We start from the raw sequence: 22,909 nt of genomic DNA, 5'->3' as shown, positions 1-22,909 counted from the left end.
CCTTCACACAGGATTAAAGAAATGAAAAAGTTAACTGCATTGGCCGTCATCCTTGGCGCCACCCTCAGTGCTGGCGCGATGGCTAAGGATACGATTGCGCTGGTGGTCTCAACCCTGAATAACCCGTTCTTTGTGTCGCTGAAAGATGGCGCACAGAAAGAAGCCGATAAGCTGGGCTATAACCTGGTGGTGCTCGACTCGCAGAACAACCCGGCAAAAGAGCTGGCAAACGTGCAGGATCTCACCGTGCGCGGCACCAAACTGCTGCTGATCAACCCAACGGATTCTGATGCGGTCGGTAACGCCGTGAAAATGGCTAACCAGGCGAACATCCCGGTGATTACGCTGGACCGTATGGCGGCGCAGGGTAAAGTTGTCAGCCACGTGGCGTCTGATAACCGCTTCGGCGGCAAAATGGCCGGCGATTTCATCGCGAAGAAACTGGGCGACGGTGCGAAAATCATCGAGCTGCAGGGCATTGCCGGCACCTCCGCTGCCCGCGAGCGTGGTGAAGGCTTTAAGCAGGCCGCTGATGCACACAAATTCAACGTGCTGGCCAGCCAGCCGGCCGACTTCGACCGTACTAAAGGTCTGAACGTGATGCAGAACCTGCTGCAGGCGCATCCGGACGTGCAGGCAGTTTTTGCCCAGAACGACGAAATGGCGCTGGGCGCGCTGCGTGCGCTGCAGACCGCAGGCAAAACCGACGTGCTGGTGGTGGGCTTTGACGGCACCGCGGACGGCGTGAAGGCGGTAGAATCCGGTAAACTCAGCGCGACCGTTGCACAGATGCCAGACAAGATTGGTATGATTGGCGTCGATACCGCAGATAAAGTTCTGAAGGGCGAAAAAGTGCAGGCGATCAACCCGGTTGACCTGAAACTGGTTACTAAATAAAACCCAAAGAAAAGCATGGCAACGCGCCACCCTCGCGGTGGCGCAACTTCCTGGATAACTCCCTATGAGCAAAAGCGCAAAACTGGCGGTACTCGGCAGCATCAACGCCGACCACATCCTCAACCTCGCCCATTTTCCCCGTCCGGGTGAAACGGTGATCGGGAAACAGTATCAGGTTGCCTTTGGCGGTAAAGGGGCCAACCAGGCCGTCGCGGCTGGCCGGGCCGGCGCTGACATTGCTTTTATTGCCTGCGTGGGTGCAGATGACATCGGCGAACGTATTCGCCAGCAGCTGCAGCAGGACCAGATTGATACCGCTCCGGTGGAAACCGTGGCGCAAGAAGCCACCGGCGTGGCGATGATCTTCGTGAATGGCGAAGGCGAAAATAACATTGGCATCTACTCAGGCGCGAACGCGGCGCTGACGCCAGCCTGTGTGGAGCGCCACCAGCAGGTAATTCGTTCGGCCGATGCGCTGCTGATGCAGCTGGAGTCGCCGCTGGACAGCGTGCTGGCCGCGGCCCGCATCGCGCGCGCCAGTCACACTCAGGTGATCCTCAATCCGGCGCCGGCGACCCAGCTCTCTGATGAGCTGCTGGCGCTGATCGACATTATTACGCCGAATGAAACCGAAGCGGAAATCCTCACCGGCATCGCCGTCAACGACGACGACGACGCGGCGCGGGCAGCTCAGGCGCTGCACGCCAAAGGCATCGATACCGTATTGATTACGCTGGGCCGGCGCGGCGTATGGCTCAGCGAGCAGGGCCAGGGACAGCGTATTCCCGGCTTCAGCGTGCAGGCGGTGGATACCATCGCTGCCGGTGATACCTTCAACGGGGCCTTCATTACCGCGCGGCTGGAAGGCGTGGCGATGCAGGATGCGGTTCGCTTTGCCCATGCGGCGGCAGCCATTGCCGTGACGCGCCCGGGCGCACAGCCCTCAGTGCCATGGCGCACTGAGATTGACGCATTCCTGCAGCAACAGGGTTAAGCGCTTGGCTACCATGAAAGATGTCGCCCGCCTGGCGGGCGTCTCCACCTCCACCGTTTCGCACGTTATCAACAACAACCGTTTTGTTAGCGAACAGGTGCGCGACAGAGTGGAACAGGCGATTCGCGAATTAAACTACGCGCCGTCGGCGCTGGCGCGCAGCCTGAAGATCAAGCAAACGCGCACCATTGGCATGTTACTGACCGCCAGCAGCAACCCGTTCTACTCGGAAGTGGTGCGCGGTGTAGAGAACAGCTGCTATGAACGCGGCTACAGCCTGATTCTGTGCAATACCGAAGGCGATGAAGAGCGCATGAATCGCAGCCTTGAAACGCTGATGCAGAAGCGCGTTGATGGCCTGCTGATGATGTGCACGGAAACCCATCTGCCCTCCGCCGACATCCTTAATCGCTATCCTTCGGTGCCGATGGTGATGATGGACTGGGCGCCGTTTGAAGGGCGCGGCGATATTATTCAGGATAACGCGTTGCTGGGCGGCGAACTGGCCACGCAGTATCTGATTGACCGCGGTTACACCCGCATCGCCTGTATTGCCGGGCCGCTGGATAAAACCCCGGCGCGCCTGCGTCTGGACGGTTTTCATCAGGCGATGGCTGCCAGTGGGCTGGCGGTGCCGCCGGGCTATGTGGTGGACGGCGATTTCGAATTTCAGGGCGGTTTCAACGCCATGAATCAGCTGCTGGCGCTCGATCCGCCACCGCAGGCGGTGTTTACCAGCAACGATGCGATGGCGGTGGGCGTCTATCACGCCCTGTATCAGGCGGGACTGCGCGTGCCGCAGGATATGGCGGTGATGGGCTATGACAACATTGAGCTGGCGCGCTATCTGACGCCGCCGCTCAGTACCATTCATCAGCCGAAAGATGAGCTGGGCGAGCTGGCCATTGATACGCTGATTCATCGTATGAGCGATCCCGACGCCAGCCAGCAAACACTGGTGCTGACGCCGGAGCTGGTGGAGCGCGGTTCGGTTTAACTGCTTTTACGCGTTTTCTCGCGGTTGGCGATCAGGTTACGGCCATCACCCGGCCGTAACATCAGAAACGCCAGCGCCGACAGCACGGTAATCACGCCCATGGTAAAGAAGGTGGCGTGGAACTGCTGCACCGTGGTGCTCTCAAAATCCTGGTAAAAGCGCAGCACGGCGGCGCTGACCGCCACGCCAAAACTGATCGACACCTGCTGCGTTACCGCCAGCACGCTATTGCCGCCGCTGGCGTTCTCATCATTCAAATCCGCCAGCGTGATGGTATTCATGGCGGTAAACTGGGTGGACATCGCCATGCCTAGTACAAACAGCGCCACCAGCAGCATGATGATGCTTCCGTCCGGCGACTGCAGCGCGAAGCTGGCGACCAGCACGCCGATGATAACCGTAATGCCCACCAGCGTTTTACGATAGCCAAAGCGGCGCAGCACCTGAGTCACGGTGGATTTAGCCAGCAGCGAGCCAATCGCCGTGGGCCCCATCATGCAGCCGGCGATGATCGCCGGATAGCCAAATCCTACCTGTAACATCAGCGGCATCAGGAACGGAATACAGCCGGTACCGAGACGCGCGGCAATATTACCGATAATCCCGACGGAGAACGTGCGTGTCTTAAACATCGGCAGACTAATCAGCGGAGCCGGATGGCGACGCGCATGCATAATATAGAGCAGCAGCAATACCACGCCGCTGACCAGCACCAGCACCGCCTGCCACGGCGATACGATACGCTCGCCAAACAGCTCGATGCCGATGGAGATCAGCACCAGGCCAAACCCAAACAGCATAAAGCCGCCGAAATCGAAGCGGCGTTTTGGCGTGGTGAAGTCCGGCATATATTTGCGCGCATAGAAGATGCCGGCGATGCCGATAGGAATATTAATCAGGAAGATCCAGTGCCAGCTGGCGTAGGTGACCAGCAGACCACCGAGCATAGGGCCAAGAATCGGTCCGACCAGGCCGGGCATGGTGACAAAGTTGAGCACCGGCAGCAGTTCGCTGCGCGGATAGGCGCGCAGCAGCGCCAGACGCGCGACCGGCATCATCATCGCTCCGCCAACGCCCTGCACCACGCGCGAAACCACCAGCATGCTCAGCGAGCCGGACAGGGCGCAGGCCAGTGAACCGAGCGTAAACAGCGAAACCGCCACAATAAATACTTTGCGCGTGCCAAAGCGGTCCGCCAGCCAGCCGCTGACCGGAATCAACATCGCGACCGTGAGCGTATAACTGATGACAGCGGACTGCATGGCGAGTGGGGAACGTTCAAGGCTGGTGGCAATGGCGGGAAGCGCGGTATTCAGGATGGTGGCGTCGAGAGCCTGCATAAAAAACGCCATGGCGGCGATCCAGGGCAGGCCGGCCATACTGCGCGCGGAGCGAATCATTGAAAATCCTTCTTGAAGAAAATCGGTCAGCAAAGAGCGTAAGTTAAACAGGATAGCATCGGTCGCTGCGACGATGGCGCTGATTTGTGCCGCTGTGAGAGCTGATTTGCCTGATTATTCGCCGGGAAATGTCTGTTTTTACCGCGTTCGTATAAAAAAGTAGCTTTCGGTCAATTTTTTTCAGGAAATGCTTGTCACTTCAGATTAACTCCCTATAATGCGCCACCACTGAGACGGCAAAGCGGCAACGCAGGCGGCTCAGCAGGGCGTGAAGCGATTCATCCCGCCGGAGAAAAACGCTGAAAAAAGTGTTTGACTCTGAAGGAGGAAAGCGTAATATACGCCACCTCGCGACAGCAGGCCGAACGCCGCGTCGCACCGCTCTTTAACAATTTATCAGACAATCTGTGTGGGCACTCGCAGGATTGATATCACAAGCCTACGGGCTTTAAAAAATATCAAGTCTTTGCTGAGTGAACACGTAATTCATTACGAAGTTTAATTCACAGAGCATCGCTGCACTCGTTGCAGCAAATCAAACTTTAAATTGAAGAGTTTGATCATGGCTCAGATTGAACGCTGGCGGCAGGCCTAACACATGCAAGTCGAACGGCAGCACAGAAGAGCTTGCTCTTTGGGTGGCGAGTGGCGGACGGGTGAGTAATGTCTGGGAAACTGCCCGATGGAGGGGGATAACTACTGGAAACGGTAGCTAATACCGCATAACGTCGCGAGACCAAAGTGGGGGACCTTCGGGCCTCACACCATCGGATGTGCCCAGATGGGATTAGCTAGTAGGTGGGGTAATGGCTCACCTAGGCGACGATCCCTAGCTGGTCTGAGAGGATGACCAGCCACACTGGAACTGAGACACGGTCCAGACTCCTACGGGAGGCAGCAGTGGGGAATATTGCACAATGGGCGCAAGCCTGATGCAGCCATGCCGCGTGTATGAAGAAGGCCTTCGGGTTGTAAAGTACTTTCAGCGGGGAGGAAGGCGGTGAGGTTAATAACCTCGCCGATTGACGTTACCCGCAGAAGAAGCACCGGCTAACTCCGTGCCAGCAGCCGCGGTAATACGGAGGGTGCAAGCGTTAATCGGAATTACTGGGCGTAAAGCGCACGCAGGCGGTCTGTTAAGTCAGATGTGAAATCCCCGGGCTTAACCTGGGAACTGCATTTGAAACTGGCAGGCTTGAGTCTCGTAGAGGGGGGTAGAATTCCAGGTGTAGCGGTGAAATGCGTAGAGATCTGGAGGAATACCGGTGGCGAAGGCGGCCCCCTGGACGAAGACTGACGCTCAGGTGCGAAAGCGTGGGGAGCAAACAGGATTAGATACCCTGGTAGTCCACGCCGTAAACGATGTCGACTTGGAGGTTGTGCCCTTGAGGCGTGGCTTCCGGAGCTAACGCGTTAAGTCGACCGCCTGGGGAGTACGGCCGCAAGGTTAAAACTCAAATGAATTGACGGGGGCCCGCACAAGCGGTGGAGCATGTGGTTTAATTCGATGCAACGCGAAGAACCTTACCTGGCCTTGACATCCAGAGAACTTAGCAGAGATGCTTTGGTGCCTTCGGGAACTCTGAGACAGGTGCTGCATGGCTGTCGTCAGCTCGTGTTGTGAAATGTTGGGTTAAGTCCCGCAACGAGCGCAACCCTTATCCTTTGTTGCCAGCGGCTCGGCCGGGAACTCAAAGGAGACTGCCGGTGATAAACCGGAGGAAGGTGGGGATGACGTCAAGTCATCATGGCCCTTACGGCCAGGGCTACACACGTGCTACAATGGCGCATACAAAGAGAAGCGACCTCGCGAGAGCAAGCGGACCTCATAAAGTGCGTCGTAGTCCGGATTGGAGTCTGCAACTCGACTCCATGAAGTCGGAATCGCTAGTAATCGTAGATCAGAATGCTACGGTGAATACGTTCCCGGGCCTTGTACACACCGCCCGTCACACCATGGGAGTGGGTTGCAAAAGAAGTAGGTAGCTTAACCTTCGGGAGGGCGCTTACCACTTTGTGATTCATGACTGGGGTGAAGTCGTAACAAGGTAACCGTAGGGGAACCTGCGGTTGGATCACCTCCTTACCTGAAGATACCTTCCCGCGAAGTGCTCACACAGATTGTCTGATAGAAAAGTAACGAGCAGGACGGCTGCGAAGTCGTGACACTTTGTGTCCCCTTCGTCTAGCGGTTAGGACTCCGCCCTTTCACGGCGGCAACAGGGGTTCGAATCCCCTAGGGGACGCCACTGCTTGGTGACAGGTGAAAGGTGTCTCCACAGAATATCTCAAAACTGACGGTAACGTCGTGTTTGAGATATTGCTCTTTAACAATCCGGAACAAGCTGAAAATTTGAAACGACGCGTCGTGTTCATTCTCCGTAATAAGAATGAAATGGCGATGCGTTCGAGTCTCTCAAATGCTTGCAGTCTGCAGCGTTGCAAAACGCCTGTGGGTTGTGAGGTTAAGCGACTAAGCGTACACGGTGGATGCCCTGGCAGTCAGAGGCGATGAAGGACGTGCTAATCTGCGAAAAGCGACGGTAAGGTGATATGAACCGCTACAGCCGTCGATGTCCGAATGGGGAAACCCGGTGCACTCTGTGCATCATCGTTTGATGAATACATAGTCAAACGAGGCGAACCGGGGGAACTGAAACATCTAAGTACCCCGAGGAAAAGAAATCAACCGAGATTCCCCCAGTAGCGGCGAGCGAACGGGGAGCAGCCCAGGACCTGAATCAGCTTGTGCATCAGTGGAAGCGTCTGGAAAGTCGCGCGATACCGGGTGACAGCCCCGTACACGAAGATGCATGAGCTGTGAGTCCGACGAGTAGGGCGGGACACGTGGTATCCTGTCTGAACATGGGGGGACCATCCTCCAAGGCTAAATACTCCTGACTGACCGATAGTGAACCAGTACCGTGAGGGAAAGGCGAAAAGAACCCCGGCGAGGGGAGTGAAACAGAACCTGAAACCGTGTACGTACAAGCAGTGGGAGCCTACCTGTTAGGTGACTGCGTACCTTTTGTATAATGGGTCAGCGACTTATATTCTGTAGCAAGGTTAACCGCATAGGGGAGCCGAAGGGAAACCGAGTCTTAACCGGGCGTTAAGTTGCAGGGTATAGACCCGAAACCCGGTGATCTAGCCATGGGCAGGTTGAAGGTTGGGTAACACTAACTGGAGGACCGAACCGACTAATGTTGAAAAATTAGCGGATGACTTGTGGCTGGGGGTGAAAGGCCAATCAAACCGGGAGATAGCTGGTTCTCCCCGAAAGCTATTTAGGTAGCGCCTCGTGAACTCATCCTCGGGGGTAGAGCACTGTTTCGGCTAGGGGGCCATCCCGGCTTACCAACCCGATGCAAACTGCGAATACCGAGGAATGTTATCACGGGAGACACACGGCGGGTGCTAACGTCCGTCGTGAAGAGGGAAACAACCCAGACCGCCAGCTAAGGTCCCAAAGTCATGGTTAAGTGGGAAACGATGTGGGAAGGCACAGACAGCCAGGATGTTGGCTTAGAAGCAGCCATCATTTAAAGAAAGCGTAATAGCTCACTGGTCGAGTCGGCCTGCGCGGAAGATGTAACGGGGCTAAACCATGCACCGAAGCTGCGGCAGCGACACTATGTGTTGTTGGGTAGGGGAGCGTTCTGTAAGCCGCTGAAGGTGTGCTGTGAGGCATGCTGGAGGTATCAGAAGTGCGAATGCTGACATAAGTAACGATAAAGCGGGTGAAAAGCCCGCTCGCCGGAAGACCAAGGGTTCCTGTCCAACGTTAATCGGGGCAGGGTGAGTCGACCCCTAAGGCGAGGCTGAAAAGCGTAGTCGATGGGAAACAGGTTAATATTCCTGTACTTGGTGTTACTGCGAAGGGGGGACGGAGAAGGCTAGGTTATCCGGGCGACGGTTGTCCCGGTTTAAGCGTGCAGGTGTGAAGACCAGGCAAATCCGGTCTTCTTTAACACTGAGGCGTGACGACGAGCCGCCACGGCGGTGAAGTAACTGATGCCCTGCTTCCAGGAAAAGCCTCTAAGCTCCAGGTAACACGAAATCGTACCCCAAACCGACACAGGTGGTCAGGTAGAGAATACCAAGGCGCTTGAGAGAACTCGGGTGAAGGAACTAGGCAAAATGGTGCCGTAACTTCGGGAGAAGGCACGCTGGCGCGTAGGTGAAGGGACTTGCTCCCGGAGCCGAAGCCAGTCGAAGATACCAGCTGGCTGCAACTGTTTATTAAAAACACAGCACTGTGCAAACACGAAAGTGGACGTATACGGTGTGACGCCTGCCCGGTGCCGGAAGGTTAATTGATGGGGTTATCCGCAAGGAGAAGCTCTTGATCGAAGCCCCGGTAAACGGCGGCCGTAACTATAACGGTCCTAAGGTAGCGAAATTCCTTGTCGGGTAAGTTCCGACCTGCACGAATGGCGTAATGATGGCCAGGCTGTCTCCACCCGAGACTCAGTGAAATTGAAATCGCTGTGAAGATGCAGTGTACCCGCGGCAAGACGGAAAGACCCCGTGAACCTTTACTATAGCTTGACACTGAACATTGAGCCTTGATGTGTAGGATAGGTGGGAGGCTTTGAAGCGCGGACGCCAGTCTGCGTGGAGCCAACCTTGAAATACCACCCTTTAATGTTTGATGTTCTAACGTAGGCCCGTAATCCGGGCTGCGGACAGTGTCTGGTGGGTAGTTTGACTGGGGCGGTCTCCTCCCAAAGCGTAACGGAGGAGCACGAAGGTTGGCTAATCCTGGTCGGACATCAGGAGGTTAGTGCAATGGCATAAGCCAGCTTGACTGCGAGAGTGACGGCTCGAGCAGGTGCGAAAGCAGGTCATAGTGATCCGGTGGTTCTGAATGGAAGGGCCATCGCTCAACGGATAAAAGGTACTCCGGGGATAACAGGCTGATACCGCCCAAGAGTTCATATCGACGGCGGTGTTTGGCACCTCGATGTCGGCTCATCACATCCTGGGGCTGAAGTAGGTCCCAAGGGTACGGCTGTTCGCCGTTTAAAGTGGTACGCGAGCTGGGTTTAGAACGTCGTGAGACAGTTCGGTCCCTATCTGCCGTGGGCGCTGGAGAATTGAGGGGGGTTGCTCCTAGTACGAGAGGACCGGAGTGAACGCACCGCTGGTGTTCGGGTTGTCATGCCAATGGCACTGCCCGGTAGCTAAGTGCGGAAGAGATAAGTGCTGAAAGCATCTAAGCACGAAACTTGCCCCGAGATGAGTTCTCCCTGACCCTTTAAGGGTCCTGAAGGGACGTTGAAGACGACGACGTTGATAGGCCGGGTGTGTAAGCGCAGCGATGCGTTGAGCTAACCGGTACTAATGACCCGTGAGGCTTAACCTTACAACGCCAGAGGCGTTTTGGTCCGAGAGACAGAAAGAATTTTCAGCCTGTGACGGATAAAGAATCAGCTTTGTTCTGCGGACGCGAGTCCGGAGGATTTTGCGCTGAGGCGAGGCGGCAAGCGAAGGAAAGGAAGGAGCATACACGAGTATGTGACTGACTTTGCGAGCGCGGCCAACGCGGCATCAGTGCGAAAGACGCGGGACAGGGCACAAAGAATTTGCCTGGCGGCAACAGCGCGGTGGTCCCACCTGACCCCATGCCGAACTCAGAAGTGAAACGCCGTAGCGCCGATGGTAGTGTGGGGCCTCCCCATGCGAGAGTAGGGAACTGCCAGGCATCAAACCAGTAAAAAAGCCCCGGACGAGAGTCCGGGGCTTTTTTACGTCCGTACTCCGGCAAATTTCCCGCCAAAAACCGCGTGATTAGCGGTTTTTTAGCCATTGAACAATGTACTCTGCAACCTGATCAGGCTGATTAATATCCAGCACCGGTACCTGAAGCGCTAACGCTTCATCCGTCGCTACGGCAATCACCCAGTCATCCAGCAATTCATCAATTTCTCCCTTAACGCCGCGCCGCCATAGCACCATCCTGGGCACGGGTTCCTGTTTAAACCCCTCGACCAGCACCAGATCCAGCGCGTCAGCGTCCATACGGCCTGCCAGCTCCATCAAACTTAGCGGCTGCTGTGGCGTTTCACACATCAACGCCCAGCGATTCTCGCTGGCGACGATCACCTGATCGGCTCCCGCTTTGCGCAGCAGATAACTGTCTTTTCCCGGCGTATCGATGTCCATCTGATGATGGGTATGCTTGATCAGCCCGGGGCGAATGCCCTGCGCTCTCAGTAGCGGAATCACCTGTTGTAACAGGGTGGTTTTGCCGGTGCCACTCCAGCCCACCACCGCCAGTAACGGCACACTCATCACGAACTTTCCTCATTAACCAAATCGTCAGGCGTATTGATATTGCGGAAGGCGGCTTCATCATCATCAAACAGTACGCTGTGTCCGCCATGTTCACACATAAACTGCATCAGACGGCGTTCTCCGCGCAGCAGCCACGCTTCCAGATTATCAGCCAGCGCACGATGCACCAAAGCCAGCGCCGGATGATCACGCTGACCCGATGTCACCCACACGGCGGCTGCTGCACCACGCTGCTGCCACAGCCGTGCAACAAAATCCTGCGGTAGCCACGGCGTATCGCAGGCACAAAACGCCACCCATTCGGTCTGGCTGTGCCGCAGGCCGCTGAGCATGCCTGCCAGCGGACCGGGATAATCAGGCAGCGAATCACGAATCACCTGACAACCACTTGCCTGATAACGATCAATGTTACGGTTGGCGCTAATCAACACAATATTGACCTGCGGCTGTAAACGCTGCAGAACGTGCTGATAAAGCGGTTTGCCCTGTAATGGCAGCAAGCCCTTATCCTGACCTCCCATACGGCTGCCTTGCCCGCCTGCGAGGATCACACCGGTAAATGCGGTCATCTTCGTCTCCCTGTTTATTCTGGACGATACTTAACTCGCGGTAGCGAACCACCTGCGCAAAGGAATCAATGATGAAATATCACCGACTCAATGAACTGCTCGAACTGCTGCAGCCTGCCTGGCAGCAAGAACCCGATCTCAACCTGCTGGCATTTTTACAAAAACTGGCGCAGGAATCAGGTTTCAGTGGCCCATTAAGTGAATTAAGCGATGACGTATTGATTTACCATCTCAAAATGCGTGATGCCGGTAGTCAGGCTGTGATCCCGGGTCTGAAGAAAGATTATGAAGTGGACTTCAAAAGCGCGCTATTACGTGCGCGCGGTGTGATCAAGGATGATGAGTAGTGTTATCCTTGCGCGTTCAACGCACAGGTAACACATAGGCACAATGATGAGCGAAGCCGCTTTTAATTTTCAGACGCTGAATCCCGACGTCATCCTCGATGCGCTCTGGGATGCCGGTCTGCGGGTCGAGTCCGGCTTAACCGCCCTGAACAGCTACGAAAACCGCGTCTATCAGTTCAGCGATGAGGATAAGCGACGCTATGTCGCTAAGTTTTATCGTCCGCAACGCTGGAGCGCCGCGCAGATCGCTGAAGAGCATCGGTTTGCTCAGGATCTGCTGGATGATGAAGTGCCGGTTGCCGCACCGCTGGCACTGCAGGGCAATACGCTCAATCAGCACGCTGGCTTTATGTTCGCGGTGTTCCCCAGCCTCGGTGGCCGGCAGTATGAAACCGACAATGAAGAGCAAATGGAGTGGGTAGGTCGTTTCCTTGGCCGTATCCATCAAACCGGACGCCACAGCCCGTTCCGCCAGCGGCCCACTCTGGGCCTGCAGGAGTATGTGGTTGAGCCACGTCTGCAGCTGGAACAGAGCGCGCTGGTGCCCGCCTCGCTGAAGGATGCGCTACTGAATGCGTTAGATAAACTCAGCGCCACGCTGCAGCAGAGCTGGCATAGCCAGTGGCAACCGCTCCGGCTGCACGGTGACTGCCATCCCGGCAATATTCTGTGGCGCGATGGGCCGATGTTTGTCGATCTCGATGACGCGCGCACCGGTCCGGCTGTGCAGGATTTGTGGATGCTGGTGAACGGCAGCCGTCAGGAACAATTGATCCAGTGGGATATTTTGCTGGAAGCGTATAACGAATTCGGTGATTTCGATTTACACGAATTGACACTGATTGAGTCTTTACGCGCCATGCGCATGGTTTATTATCTGGCCTGGGTGGTACGCCGCTGGCAGGATCCCGCTTTTCCGCGCGCCTTCCCCTGGATGACCGATGAGGACTTCTGGCGCCGGCAGATTGCACTATTTATCGAGCAGGAAAGGCTGTTACACGAACCGCCGTTACAGCTTAGCCCGCAATTTTAATGAAGTACTCAGGAGATGTTCTCACGATGAAAAAGATTTGGTTTGCGCTGGTAGGTTTGATGCTGGCATTTAGCGCCTCAGCGGCACAGTTCAACGACGGTAAACAGTACGTTACGCTGCCAAAACCGGTCGCCGGTGAGCCGCAGGTTATGGAATTCTTCTCCTTCTTCTGCCCGCACTGCTACCAGTTTGAACGCATTTACCACGTCAGCGATGCGGTAAGAAAAAATCTGCCAGCGGACACCAAAGTGACCAAATATCACGTTGATTTCCTCGGCGGCGACTTCGGTCCGGTGGTCACGCATGCGTGGGCAGTGGCAATGGCGCTGGGTGTGGAAGATAAAGTGACCGCACCGATTTTCGACGGCATCCAGAAGACCCAGACCATTACCGACGCAGCCAGCCTGAAAGAAACCTTCATTAAAGCAGCGGGTATTACCTCTGAAGATTACGATGCAGCGTGGAACAGCTTCGCCGTGAAGGCGCTGGTTGCACAGCAGCAGAAAGCGGCTTCGGATGTTAATCTGCAGGGCGTACCGGCGATTTTTGTTAACGGCAAATACATGGTTAACAACGGCGGCCTGGACACCAGCTCAATGGATAACTTCGTGGCGGATTATGCCAACGTCGTGAAATTCCTGGTTGAGAAAAAGTAATTAAGCGCTGAAAACGCGATGGCTTATGCTGTAGCGGCGCGGTTATCACCCGCCGCTACAGTGAAAACAACCCACACCACATCCTTAATTCACTAAGCTATTCATCCCTCACCGCCAGCGTTTTTTGATTACCCTTTCGCTTAATATCCACATAGACGATCGCCTTTTTAAAAAGGTGTTTCGTATCACGGCAAGATTATAACTGACTGATTGTAAAAAAATTTTAATCGTAAAATGATTGCAATTAACGTAAATAACAATACGTTATGAATTTTACGCACAAAGTTATCCACAAGATGATCCTTGCGATCCGCGCCGCGTAACCGCGAAAAAGATCCTCACTTTCTGCTGTTACTTCAACATTGTTCGCTGGTTGTGGCATCCTTATAACCCTGATTATCGCAACGAAGAAAATACAAACCTATGGCGCAAATTGCAGAAAATCCCCTGATTCTGGTAGATGGCTCTTCCTACCTCTACCGTGCATATCATGCCTTTCCGCCGCTGACCAACAGTGCGGGTGAGCCAACCGGCGCCATGTATGGTGTGCTCAACATGCTGAAAAGCCTGCTGATGCAGTATCAACCCAGCCATGTGGCTGTGGTCTTCGATGCCAAAGGCAAAACGTTCCGCGATGAGCTGTTTGAAAATTACAAATCGCATCGTCCACCGATGCCGGACGATTTACGCGCGCAAATCGCGCCGCTGCATGAGATGGTAAAAGCCATGGGGCTGCCGCTGCTGGCGGTGTCCGGCGTGGAAGCCGATGACGTGATTGGCACGCTGGCGCTGGAAGCGGAAAAGCAGGGGCGTGCGGTGCTGATCAGCACCGGCGATAAAGATATGGCGCAGCTGGTGACGCCGGGCATTACCCTGATTAACACCATGACTAACACCGTGCTCGGTCCGGAAGAAGTCGAGCAGAAATACGGTGTGCCGCCTTCGCTGATTATCGATTTCCTCGCCATGATGGGCGACAGCTCGGACAACATCCCGGGCGTTCCGGGCGTGGGCGAGAAAACCGCACAGGCGCTGCTGCAGGGGCTGGGCGGCATGCAATCCATCTACGACAACCTTGATAAAGTGGCCGGGCTCTCCTTCCGTGGAGCAAAAACCATGGCGGCGAAGCTGGAGCAGAATCGCGATGTGGCGTTTCTCTCCTACCAGCTGGCGACCATCAAAACCGATGTGGAACTGGAGCTGGCCTGCGAGCAACTGACGGTTAACGAGCCTGATGTTGAAGCATTGCAGACGCTGTTCAGCCGCTATGAGTTCAAACGCTGGCTAGCCGATCTGCAGGAAGGAAAATGGCTGCAGGGTAAAAAGAGTAATAGCCAGGCGCAGAAATCGCTGCCGGATGAACCCGCCGTGGCCGCAGCGGAAACGGTCAGCGTGCTGTCATCCGACGGTTATGTCACCATCCTCGACGAGGCGACCTTTGCCGACTGGCTGAAAAAACTGCAAAGCGCCGACGTGTTTGCTTTTGACCTGGAAACCGATTCGCTGGATACCCTGAGCGCCAATATTGTCGGCATTGCCTTCGCCGTGGCACCGGGCGAGGCCGCTTACCTGCCGGTGGCGCATGACTATCTTGACGCGCCACCGCAGCTGGATCGCGCCGCGGTGCTGAAGCAGCTGAAACCGCTGCTGGAGGACAGTAAAGCAGCGAAGGTCGGGCAGAATCTGAAGTACGATCGTGGCGTACTGAAAAATTACGATATTGAGCTGAACGGCATCAAATTCGACACCATGCTGGAGTCTTACTGCCTGAACAGCGTCGGCGGCAAGCATGATATGGACAGCCTGGCGGCCCGCTGGCTTAACCACAAAACCGTCACTTTCGAAGAAATCGCCGGTAAAGGTAAAAATCAGCTCACCTTCAATCAGATCGCGCTTGAGCAGGCGGCGCACTATGCGGCAGAAGACGCTGACGTCACGCTTCAGCTGCACCTGCAAATGTGGCCGAAGCTGGAGCAGGAAGCTGGTCCAAAGCAGGTATTCGAGGCGATTGAAATGCCGCTGGTGACGGTCATTTCCCGCGTAGAGCGCAACGGTGTGCTGATCGATCAGAACATCCTCGCGAAACATTCGCAGGAGCTGACCTCGCGTCTGGCCGAGCTGGAGCTGAAGGCGCACGAGCTGGCCGGCGAGCCTTTCAACCTCTCCTCCACCAAACAGCTGCAAACCATTCTGTTTGAGAAGCAGGGAATTAAGCCGACGAAGAAAACGCCGGGCGGCGCGCCATCGACCAGTGAAGAAGTGCTGGCTGAGCTGGCGCTCGACTATCCGCTGCCGAAAGTAATTCTTGAGCATCGCGGCCTGTCGAAGCTGAAATCCACTTACACCGATAAGCTGCCGCAGATGATCAATCCGATCACCGGCCGGGTACACACCTCTTATCACCAGGCGGTGACGGCCACCGGACGACTCTCCTCGACCGACCCGAACCTGCAAAACATTCCGGTGCGCAACGAAGAGGGACGGCGCATTCGTCAGGCGTTTATTGCGGGCGCGGATAAGCGCATCGTGGCCGCCGACTATTCGCAGATTGAGCTGCGAATCATGGCGCACCTGTCGCAGGACAAAGGCCTGCTGGATGCGTTTGCGCAGGGTGAGGATATCCACCGCGCCACGGCGTCTGAAGTTTTCGGTGTGGCGCTAAGCAAGGTTTCCGGTGAGCAGCGCCGCAGTGCGAAAGCGATTAACTTCGGACTGATTTATGGCATGAGCGCATTTGGTTTGTCGCGACAGCTCAACATTGGTGCCGGCGAAGCGAAGAAGTACATGGATCTCTACTTTGAGCGCTATCCGGGCGTGCTGCGTTATATGGAAGCGACGCGCGCGCAAGCCGCGGATAAGGGATACGTCGAGACGCTGGATGGTCGTCGTCTGTGGCTGCCGGACATCAACTCCAGCAATGCTATTCGCCGTAAAGCCGCCGAACGAGCAGCGATCAACGCACCGATGCAGGGCACCGCGGCGGACATCATCAAACGTGCCATGATCGCCGTTGACGGCTGGCTGCTGCAGCAGAACAGTGACGAGGTGAAAATGATCATGCAGGTACACGATGAACTGGTATTTGAGATCCACAAAGATGCCGTCGCAGGTGCCAGCCAGACGATCCGCGAACTGATGGAGAACAGCATGAAGCTGGATGTACCACTGCAGGTTGAAGTGGGAACGGGTGATAACTGGGATCAGGCGCACTAAGGGCCCGCTGCCCGCCGCAGATGCAGGCGGCGGGTAACGTCATAAGAAAAAAGTTTACTTAATCGGTTCAGCCGGTCATCAAAACTGCCGGTAAAATACAGGTTAAGTAACTGCTTATCGGCTAAGCATTTTTTTGGTAATTAAACTACATGCCCTGCGCGAAAATGTGACGAAGCTGGTAAAAAAGATGTGGAATTCTGAAACTTAACAACAAAAAACCCTTTGTTGGTCAGAAAAAATCGGGTAAAGTTCATCGCGTAGGGTACAGAGGTAAGATGTTCTATCTTTCAGACCTTTTACTTCACGTAATCGGATTTGGCTGAATATTAGCCGCCCCAGTCATTTATGACTGGGGCGTTTTTTATTGGGCTTTTTCTGAAAAAAAGCGGACGCAAAGGCCCGCTCTGGCGCTACTCTGACAGTGCTTCACCGTCGCCTTCCTGCGCCGGAGTCAGCTCGCTAAACCAGGTATCAAGTTTCTGACGCAGCTTATCGACGCCCAGTTTTTTCAGCGATGAGAACATCTCGACCTGGACATCGCCCATAAATGCCAGCGATGCCTCACGCACCATGTTCAGCTGCGCTTTACGGGCACCGGAAGCCAGCTTGTCGGCTTTGGTCAGCAGAATCATAACCGGAATACCGCTCTGCACCGCCCACTCAACCATTTGCTGATCGAGATCTTTAAGCGGATGGCGGATATCCATCAGTACCACCAGTCCTTTCAGGGCCTGACGTTTCTGCAAATATTCACCCAGCGCGCGCTGCCATTTACGCTTCATCTCTTCCGGGACTTCCGCATAACCGTAACCTGGTAGATCCACCAGGCGTTTGCCTTCCACCACTTCAAACAGGTTAATCAGCTGCGTGCGGCCTGGTGTTTTACTGGTACGCGCCAGGCTTTTCTGGTTGGTCAGGGTATTCAGCGCGCTGGATTTGCCTGCATTTGAGCGCCCGGCAAAGGCAACTTCAATGCCCGTATCCGCCGGTAGATGACGAATATCCGGCGCGCTGAGCATGAAATGGGTGACGTGATAGTTCAAAGCAGACAATGTAAAACTCCAGCAGAATGATCGGGCAATGGCGCTGATTATACCTGTTATGGCGCAAAAGTGCCCGACAGGCGTCTTAACGCGCCATTTTGTAAGAGATCGCCGCTAACTGCTACCAGTGATGACGGATTCATGCAACATTCATTCTTTATAATATTGTTTATTTTCAATGTATTATGTTAAGCATGAAAAAGACCGCTCTAAATTAGAGACAAGTCTCACTTGTTCAATTTACTGTTTGGTCTACATTTGTTGTCAGTGCACGGCAGCACCCATCAGGATGATGAGCTCAGGAGCGTCGGGGATGACCGCGAGCATGGCAGGAGAGCGATTCAGGCAGGAATCGGACAGGGACAGGGATTACTCGCAGGAGCGATGTGGCGATGGAGCAACCGGGACGTTGTGAGCCGTAAAGGATTTGACGCGTGTTTCCTTCGTATGAAGGTGCGAAATAAGGCGATAGCACAGGCTATCGCCTTTTTTCTTTGTCATCTTTCTGCTAGATTTCGCCGCAATTCTATACTGAACTCACCAGGCATCGCCGAGACCGAACACATGAAGCAACCTGCACCAGCCCAGCGTGGCAAACCTGCTGCTAAAGCGAAACGCAAATCGCGTGAAGAACTGAACCAGGAAGCCCGCGATCGCAAGCGCGATAAAAAGCACAGCGGCCACAAATCCGGCAGCCGCGCCAACCCGGAAACGCAAAGCGCCGGTAAAGGGCACAGCAAAAAGAGCGCCGATCCGCGCGTGGGCAGCAAAAAGCCAGTCGCGCTGGTGGCGGACGGCAAAACCCTGCCCGAAAAGAAAGTGGCGAAGCCAAAGCCCAAAGCCGAAAAAGTGCGTCTGACGCCGCAGGAAGAGCTGGCGAAGCTGGAGAACGATGAGCGTCTCGACACGCTGCTCGATCGCCTTGAGAGCGGCGAAACCCTGAGCGCAGAAGATCAGGCGTGGCTGGATGAGACGCTGGATCGCATTGACGAGCTGATGGAAACGCTGGGCATTGCGCTGGACGACGACGCCGAAGACGAGCAGGCAGAAGAGGATATGATGCGCCTGCTTAAGGGCCACTAACCGCCATTTTTGATCGGCATGCGGCTTTGCGCATGCCGCGCTAAACAGGTATTCACCTATGTTTTGGCCTGGATCAATTTTAGCGCTGCTGCTGACATGTTATCTGCTGTGGTTATTGTTTAAACTACGCCGCCTGTCGCGGCTGAAATCGCGCTTACGGCGGCGTTCCGCCCAGCGCTTCTTCTCCTCTTCTGCCACGCGACCCGCCCTCAGACGACGTCACCGTAAGGAGTGAGCATGTCATCGCAGCAGATTGAGTGGGATCAGCGGCTCATCGAAAAATACAATTACGCCGGCCCGCGTTACACCTCTTATCCCACCGCACTGGAGTTTAGCGAAAGCTTTGGTGCGAGCGATTTCCAGCACGCGGTTGAGCGCTATCCCGAGCGCGCGCTGTCGCTGTACGTGCACATCCCGTTCTGCCATCGTCTCTGCTACTTCTGCGGCTGCAATAAAATCGTGACGCGCCAGCTGCACAAGGCCGATCGCTATCTTGACGTGCTGGCGCAGGAGATTCGTCAGCGCGCGCCGCTGTTTGCTGGCCGTCGCGTTACGCAGCTGCACTGGGGCGGCGGCACGCCAACCTTCCTCAATCAACAGCAGGTCAGCCGGCTGGTGGCGCTGCTGCGCAGCCATTTTGATATTACCGACGATGTGGAGATGTCGATCGAGGTCGATCCGCGTGAAATTGAGCTGGAGATGATCGATCACCTGCGTGCGGAGGGCTTTAATCGCCTGAGCATGGGCGTGCAGGATTTCAACAAGGCGGTGCAGGAGCGGGTCAACCGCGTTCAGGATGAAGAGACCATTTTCGCCCTGGTGCAGCGTGCCCGAGCGCAGGGATTCCGCTCAGTCAGTCTGGATTTAATCTACGGCCTGCCGCTGCAGACGCCAGAGAGCTTTGCCTTTACGCTGCAGCGGGTGATTGCGCTCAATCCGGATCGCCTCAGCGTCTTCAACTATGCGCACATGCCTGCGCTGTTTGCCGCTCAGCGCAAAATCAAAGATGAGGAGCTGCCGACGGCGGCGCAGAAGCTGCAAATCCTGCAGCAAACCATCGCGACGCTGACCGGTGCGGGTTACCAGTTTATTGGCATGGACCACTTTGCCAAACCGGATGATGAACTGGCGGTGGCACAGCGCGCCGGCGTACTGCATCGCAATTTCCAGGGTTACACCACGCAGGGCGAAACCGAACTGCTCGGGCTGGGCGTTTCGGCCATCAGCATGCTGGGCGACAGCTATGCGCAGAATCAGAAAGAGTTAAAAGCCTGGTATGCCAGCGTTGAGCAGCAGGGCCATGCGCTATGGCGCGGTTTAACCCTGAGCGAGGATGATTGTCTGCGGCGGGATGTGATTAAAGCGCTGATCTGTAACTTTGCGCTGGATTTTGCCGACATCGAAGCCCGGTGGCCAGTGGTGTTTGAACGCTATTTTGCTGAGGACTTAGCGCTGCTGGCACCGCTGGTGGCGGACGGCTTGCTTGAGATCGGTGAGCGCCGGCTGCAGGTCACCGGCATTGGCCGTCTGCTGATTCGCAACATCTGCATGTGCTTTGACCGCTATCTGCGGCAGAAAGCACGGATGCAGCAATTTTCGCGGGTAATTTAAGCATAAAGGGAGCCAGCGCTCCCTTTATGTTAACTGAACAGACTGACGCTGATGGCGCAGACCACGGCGGCCAGCGCGGTTTGCGGTGAGTGAGTCACAGCATTACCGATTGCCGCCACGTTATGCGCGATCAGCTGGATGACAGATTGCAACATGTTAGCCTCTCCCGATTGCCGCCCGTATGATACTGAACGGCACCGGTCTGTACAGATGTTACGCGCAGAAAATGTGCAATAAATAACCCTTTTACACTTTTCCGCGTTATTCCATGCCCAGTTCTTTCAGTTTACGCGTGAGCGTATTGCGGCCCCAGCCCAGTAAACGTGCCGCTTCCTGCTTGTGGCCCTGCGTATGACGCAGCGCAGTGGTCAGCAGCGTACGCTCCATCTCCGGCTGTGCTTCTGACAGCAGGTTCTGATGACCGGAACGCAGCGCGCGGTCTGCCCACTGCGCCAGCAGCGTTGCCCAGCTGTCCGGCAGCGACTGCACCGGATTTTCCGGCGTACTCGACTCAAACAGCTCCGGCGGCAGATCCTGAATCAGCACTTCCTGGCCTGCGGCCATGACCGTCAGCCAGCGGCAGGTGTTCTCCAGCTGGCGCACGTTACCCGACCAGTGCAGTCGCGTCAGCGCGGCTTCAGTCTCCGGATGCAGAATTTTCGCTTCTACGCCCAGCTCACGCGCTGCGACCTGCAGGAAGTAGCGCGCCAGACGCGGGATATCCTCACGACGTTCACGCAGCGGCGGCAGATGCACGCGAATCACGTTGAGGCGATGGAACAGGTCCTCACGGAACTTGCCCTCCTGCACGCGCAGCTCCAGATTCTGGTGGGTAGCGGCGATGATGCGCACATCCACTTTGACCGGCGCATAGCCACCAACACGATAGAACTGGCCATCGGCCAGCACGCGCAGCAGGCGCGTCTGTACATCAAGCGGCATATCGCCGATTTCGTCGAGAAACAGCGTGCCGCCATCGGCCTGCTCAAAGCGGCCCTGACGAATCTGGTTCGCGCCGGTAAACGCGCCTTTCTCGTGACCAAACAGCTCTGATTCGATCAAATCCTTCGGGATCGCCGCCATATTCAGCGCGATAAATGGGGATTTGGCGCGCGGGCTGTGGCGATGCAGCGCATGCGCTACCAGCTCTTTACCGGTACCGGACTCGCCGTTGATCAGCACGCTGATCGACGAACGCGACAGACGGCCGATGATGCGGAAGACATCCTGCATCGCCGGCGCTTCGCCGATGATGTCGGTGGTCGGGCCGCTTACCGGCTGATTGCGCGGCTGCTGCTGCTCCTGATAGTGACTGATGGCGCGCTCTACCAGTGCGACCGCTTCATCAATATCAAACGGCTTAGGCAGGTAATCAAATGCGCCCTGCTGATAAGCGCTGACCGCCGCGTCGAGGTCCGAATGCGCGGTCATAATGATGACCGGCAGCATCGGATGACGCTGTTTGATCTGCTTCAGCAGCGCCAGACCATCCATGCCCGGCATACGAATATCCGACAATAATACGTCCGGGGTTTTGGTCGAGAGCGCATCCAGCACCTCGTTGCCGCTGTCAAAGGTGGCGCAGCTTAAACCGGCTCCAGTGAGCGCACGTTCAAGCACCCAGCGGATGGAGCTATCGTCATCGACGATCCAGACTATCCCTCGTTGCATAGAAACCTCACTGGCGAATAGGCAGGTAAACCGAGAATTCGGTGTGGCCTGGCCAACTGTTAAATTCAATTTTTCCCGAATGCTGATCGATCAGGCTGCGGGCGATAGAGAGACCTAAACCGGTGCCGCCTTCGCGTCCGCTGACCATCGGATAGAACAGCGTATCCTGCAGCTGGGCCGGAATGCCCGGGCCATCATCTTCAATGTCGATACGCGCCACCAGCCGGTAACGCGTGCCGTGTAACGTCAGCTGAAACGCGGTACGGGTACGGATGACAATGGTGCCGCCCGCTTCGCCCAGCGCCTGCAGCGCGTTACGCACCACGTTGAGCAGCACCTGCTCAATCTGGTCCGGATCGTGCGGCAGCTCCGGCAGGCTGGGGTCATAATCACGCACCAGCGAGACGTTTTCCGGCAGCTCCATCGACACCAGGTTAACCACACGTTCAGCCACCTGATGGATGCTCTGGGTCACGTGCAGTCCGGGCTGCTGCGGACCCAGCAGGCGGTCGACCAGGTTACGCAGCCGGTCGGCCTGCTCAATAATCACTTTGGTATATTCATTCAGCGCCGGATCGGGCAGGGCGCGCGATAATAGCTGTGCCGCGCCGCGCAATCCGCCGAGCGGGTTTTTAATTTCGTGCGCCAGGCCGCGTACCAGATCGCGCGCGGCAACCTGCTGAGCGTGCTGAATCTGCTCCTGGCTGAGACGGCGCTGATTATCCATCGGCGCCATTTCCAGCAGAATAAATCCGTCGGGTAGACGCTGTGCCGTGAGCGACATAATGTGCGCGCGGCCATCCACCACTAACGTGACTTCGCTATCGGTAAAGCCCTGGCCTGCCCCTAAACTCTCGCTCATTACCTCAATGTTCAGCGAAAAATAGCCGGTAAGTTCCGGTAAAGGCGTGCCGAACAATTTTCGTGAGCTTTGCGCCAGTAATTGCTGGGCCGCCGGGTTGGCGTAGTGGATAACCAGATCGTTATCGACCAGCAAAATACTGTTGATCAGGGAGTTGAGAATCTGCCCCGCGTCGGGCAGCGTGCCAGTTGCCATACAGCGTTCCTCTGCACTAAATTAGTGCATTATAGCCT

16 protein-coding genes, 1 tRNA gene and 3 rRNA genes are annotated in these 22,909 nt (G+C 55.9%); 13 read left to right on the top strand and 7 right to left on the bottom strand.

Annotation, left to right across the window (positions count from 1 at the left end; translation table 11 throughout):
* Positions 1-21: 21 nt before the first annotated feature.
* From rbsB to rbsR, 3 genes are all read left to right on the top strand, one after another.
* A complete protein-coding gene (gene rbsB, locus C1N84_RS18835; protein WP_021508171.1) occupies positions 22-897 on the top strand; it encodes a ribose ABC transporter substrate-binding protein RbsB in 876 nt (291 codons plus the stop codon).
* Positions 898-961: 64 nt separating this feature from the next.
* Positions 962-1,891, top strand: a complete 930-nt coding sequence (rbsK, locus tag C1N84_RS18830; protein ID WP_058770712.1) for a ribokinase — start codon at positions 962-964, stop codon at positions 1,889-1,891.
* A 4-nt stretch (positions 1,892-1,895) separates the two neighbouring features.
* Entirely contained in the window at positions 1,896-2,888 is a 993-nt protein-coding gene (gene rbsR, locus C1N84_RS18825; RefSeq protein ID WP_369597187.1) for a ribose operon transcriptional repressor RbsR, read from the top strand.
* Here rbsR and mdtD read toward each other — a convergent pair.
* Positions 2,885-4,288 carry a multidrug transporter subunit MdtD gene (mdtD, locus tag C1N84_RS18820; protein ID WP_021508168.1) on the bottom strand — a complete coding sequence of 468 codons (1,404 nt, stop codon included), beginning with the start codon at positions 4,286-4,288 and terminating at the stop codon, positions 2,885-2,887. The genes rbsR and mdtD overlap by 4 nt on opposite strands.
* Before the next feature lie 544 nt (positions 4,289-4,832).
* Here mdtD and C1N84_RS18815 point away from each other — a divergent pair.
* The 4 genes from C1N84_RS18815 to rrf all read left to right on the top strand — a co-directional run bounded on the left by C1N84_RS18815 (position 4,833) and on the right by rrf (position 9,995).
* Positions 4,833-6,374, top strand: a 16S ribosomal RNA gene (locus C1N84_RS18815).
* 88 nt (positions 6,375-6,462) lie between these two features.
* Positions 6,463-6,537, top strand: a tRNA-Glu gene (locus C1N84_RS18810).
* A 214-nt stretch (positions 6,538-6,751) separates the two neighbouring features.
* Positions 6,752-9,656: ribosomal RNA gene (locus tag C1N84_RS18805) — 23S ribosomal RNA — on the top strand.
* A gap of 223 nt (positions 9,657-9,879) precedes the next feature.
* Positions 9,880-9,995, top strand: a 5S ribosomal RNA gene (rrf, locus tag C1N84_RS18800).
* The 16S, 23S and 5S rRNA genes sit together here with 1 tRNA gene alongside, the layout of an rRNA operon.
* A gap of 86 nt (positions 9,996-10,081) precedes the next feature.
* On the opposite strand, the gene mobB is transcribed toward rrf, so the two are convergent.
* Together mobB and mobA are read right to left on the bottom strand one after the other, a co-directional pair.
* The gene (gene mobB / locus C1N84_RS18795) at positions 10,082-10,585 is read right to left on the bottom strand and encodes a molybdopterin-guanine dinucleotide biosynthesis protein MobB (protein ID WP_059011687.1); all 504 of its coding nucleotides are present in this window, start codon (positions 10,583-10,585) and stop codon (positions 10,082-10,084) included.
* Positions 10,585-11,157 (bottom strand): molybdenum cofactor guanylyltransferase MobA, encoded by a 573-nt coding sequence (mobA, locus tag C1N84_RS18790; protein WP_059011685.1) that lies wholly within the window; start codon positions 11,155-11,157, stop codon positions 10,585-10,587. The genes mobB and mobA overlap by 1 nt, the downstream gene beginning before the upstream one ends.
* A 71-nt stretch (positions 11,158-11,228) precedes the next feature.
* Here mobA and C1N84_RS18785 point away from each other — a divergent pair, with 71 nt between their 5' ends.
* From C1N84_RS18785 to polA, 4 genes are all read left to right on the top strand, one after another.
* Entirely contained in the window at positions 11,229-11,504 is a 276-nt protein-coding gene (locus tag C1N84_RS18785; RefSeq protein WP_021313943.1) for a YihD family protein, read from the top strand.
* A 46-nt stretch (positions 11,505-11,550) separates the two neighbouring features.
* Positions 11,551-12,537, top strand: a complete 987-nt coding sequence (locus C1N84_RS18780; protein ID WP_166712569.1) for a serine/threonine protein kinase — start codon at positions 11,551-11,553, stop codon at positions 12,535-12,537.
* Between the two features lie 26 nt (positions 12,538-12,563).
* The gene (dsbA, locus tag C1N84_RS18775) at positions 12,564-13,193 is read left to right on the top strand and encodes a thiol:disulfide interchange protein DsbA (protein WP_021507125.1); all 630 of its coding nucleotides are present in this window, start codon (positions 12,564-12,566) and stop codon (positions 13,191-13,193) included.
* Positions 13,194-13,616: 423 nt separating this feature from the next.
* The gene (polA, locus tag C1N84_RS18770) at positions 13,617-16,406 is read left to right on the top strand and encodes a DNA polymerase I (RefSeq protein WP_058780484.1); all 2,790 of its coding nucleotides are present in this window, start codon (positions 13,617-13,619) and stop codon (positions 16,404-16,406) included.
* Between the two features lie 410 nt (positions 16,407-16,816).
* Here the strand turns inward: polA and yihA are convergent, their stop codons facing one another.
* The gene (gene yihA, locus C1N84_RS18765) at positions 16,817-17,458 is read right to left on the bottom strand and encodes a ribosome biogenesis GTP-binding protein YihA/YsxC (RefSeq protein ID WP_031279643.1); all 642 of its coding nucleotides are present in this window, start codon (positions 17,456-17,458) and stop codon (positions 16,817-16,819) included.
* 555 nt (positions 17,459-18,013) lie between these two features.
* Between yihA and yihI the strand changes: the two genes are divergently transcribed.
* Both yihI and hemN read left to right on the top strand, forming a co-directional pair.
* Entirely contained in the window at positions 18,014-18,532 is a 519-nt protein-coding gene (yihI, locus tag C1N84_RS18760; protein ID WP_058770999.1) for a Der GTPase-activating protein YihI, read from the top strand.
* A gap of 237 nt (positions 18,533-18,769) precedes the next feature.
* Positions 18,770-20,143, top strand: a complete 1,374-nt coding sequence (gene hemN / locus C1N84_RS18755; RefSeq protein WP_104094270.1) for an oxygen-independent coproporphyrinogen III oxidase — start codon at positions 18,770-18,772, stop codon at positions 20,141-20,143.
* A 29-nt stretch (positions 20,144-20,172) separates the two neighbouring features.
* Here the strand turns inward: hemN and C1N84_RS18750 are convergent, their stop codons facing one another.
* The 3 genes from C1N84_RS18750 to glnL form a co-directional block, all read right to left on the bottom strand.
* Complete coding sequence (locus C1N84_RS18750) at positions 20,173-20,298, bottom strand: YshB family small membrane protein (protein ID WP_021507120.1); 126 nt, start codon at positions 20,296-20,298, stop codon at positions 20,173-20,175.
* Positions 20,299-20,404: 106 nt separating this feature from the next.
* Entirely contained in the window at positions 20,405-21,814 is a 1,410-nt protein-coding gene (gene glnG / locus C1N84_RS18745; RefSeq protein WP_031279642.1) for a nitrogen regulation protein NR(I), read from the bottom strand.
* Between the two features lie 7 nt (positions 21,815-21,821).
* Positions 21,822-22,871 (bottom strand): nitrogen regulation protein NR(II), encoded by a 1,050-nt coding sequence (glnL, locus tag C1N84_RS18740; protein ID WP_021507118.1) that lies wholly within the window; start codon positions 22,869-22,871, stop codon positions 21,822-21,824.
* Positions 22,872-22,909 lie beyond the last annotated feature (38 nt).

It is taken from the genome of Pantoea sp. SGAir0418, assembly GCF_043529865.1.
This window is presented reverse-complemented; position numbering and strand designations above follow the sequence as displayed.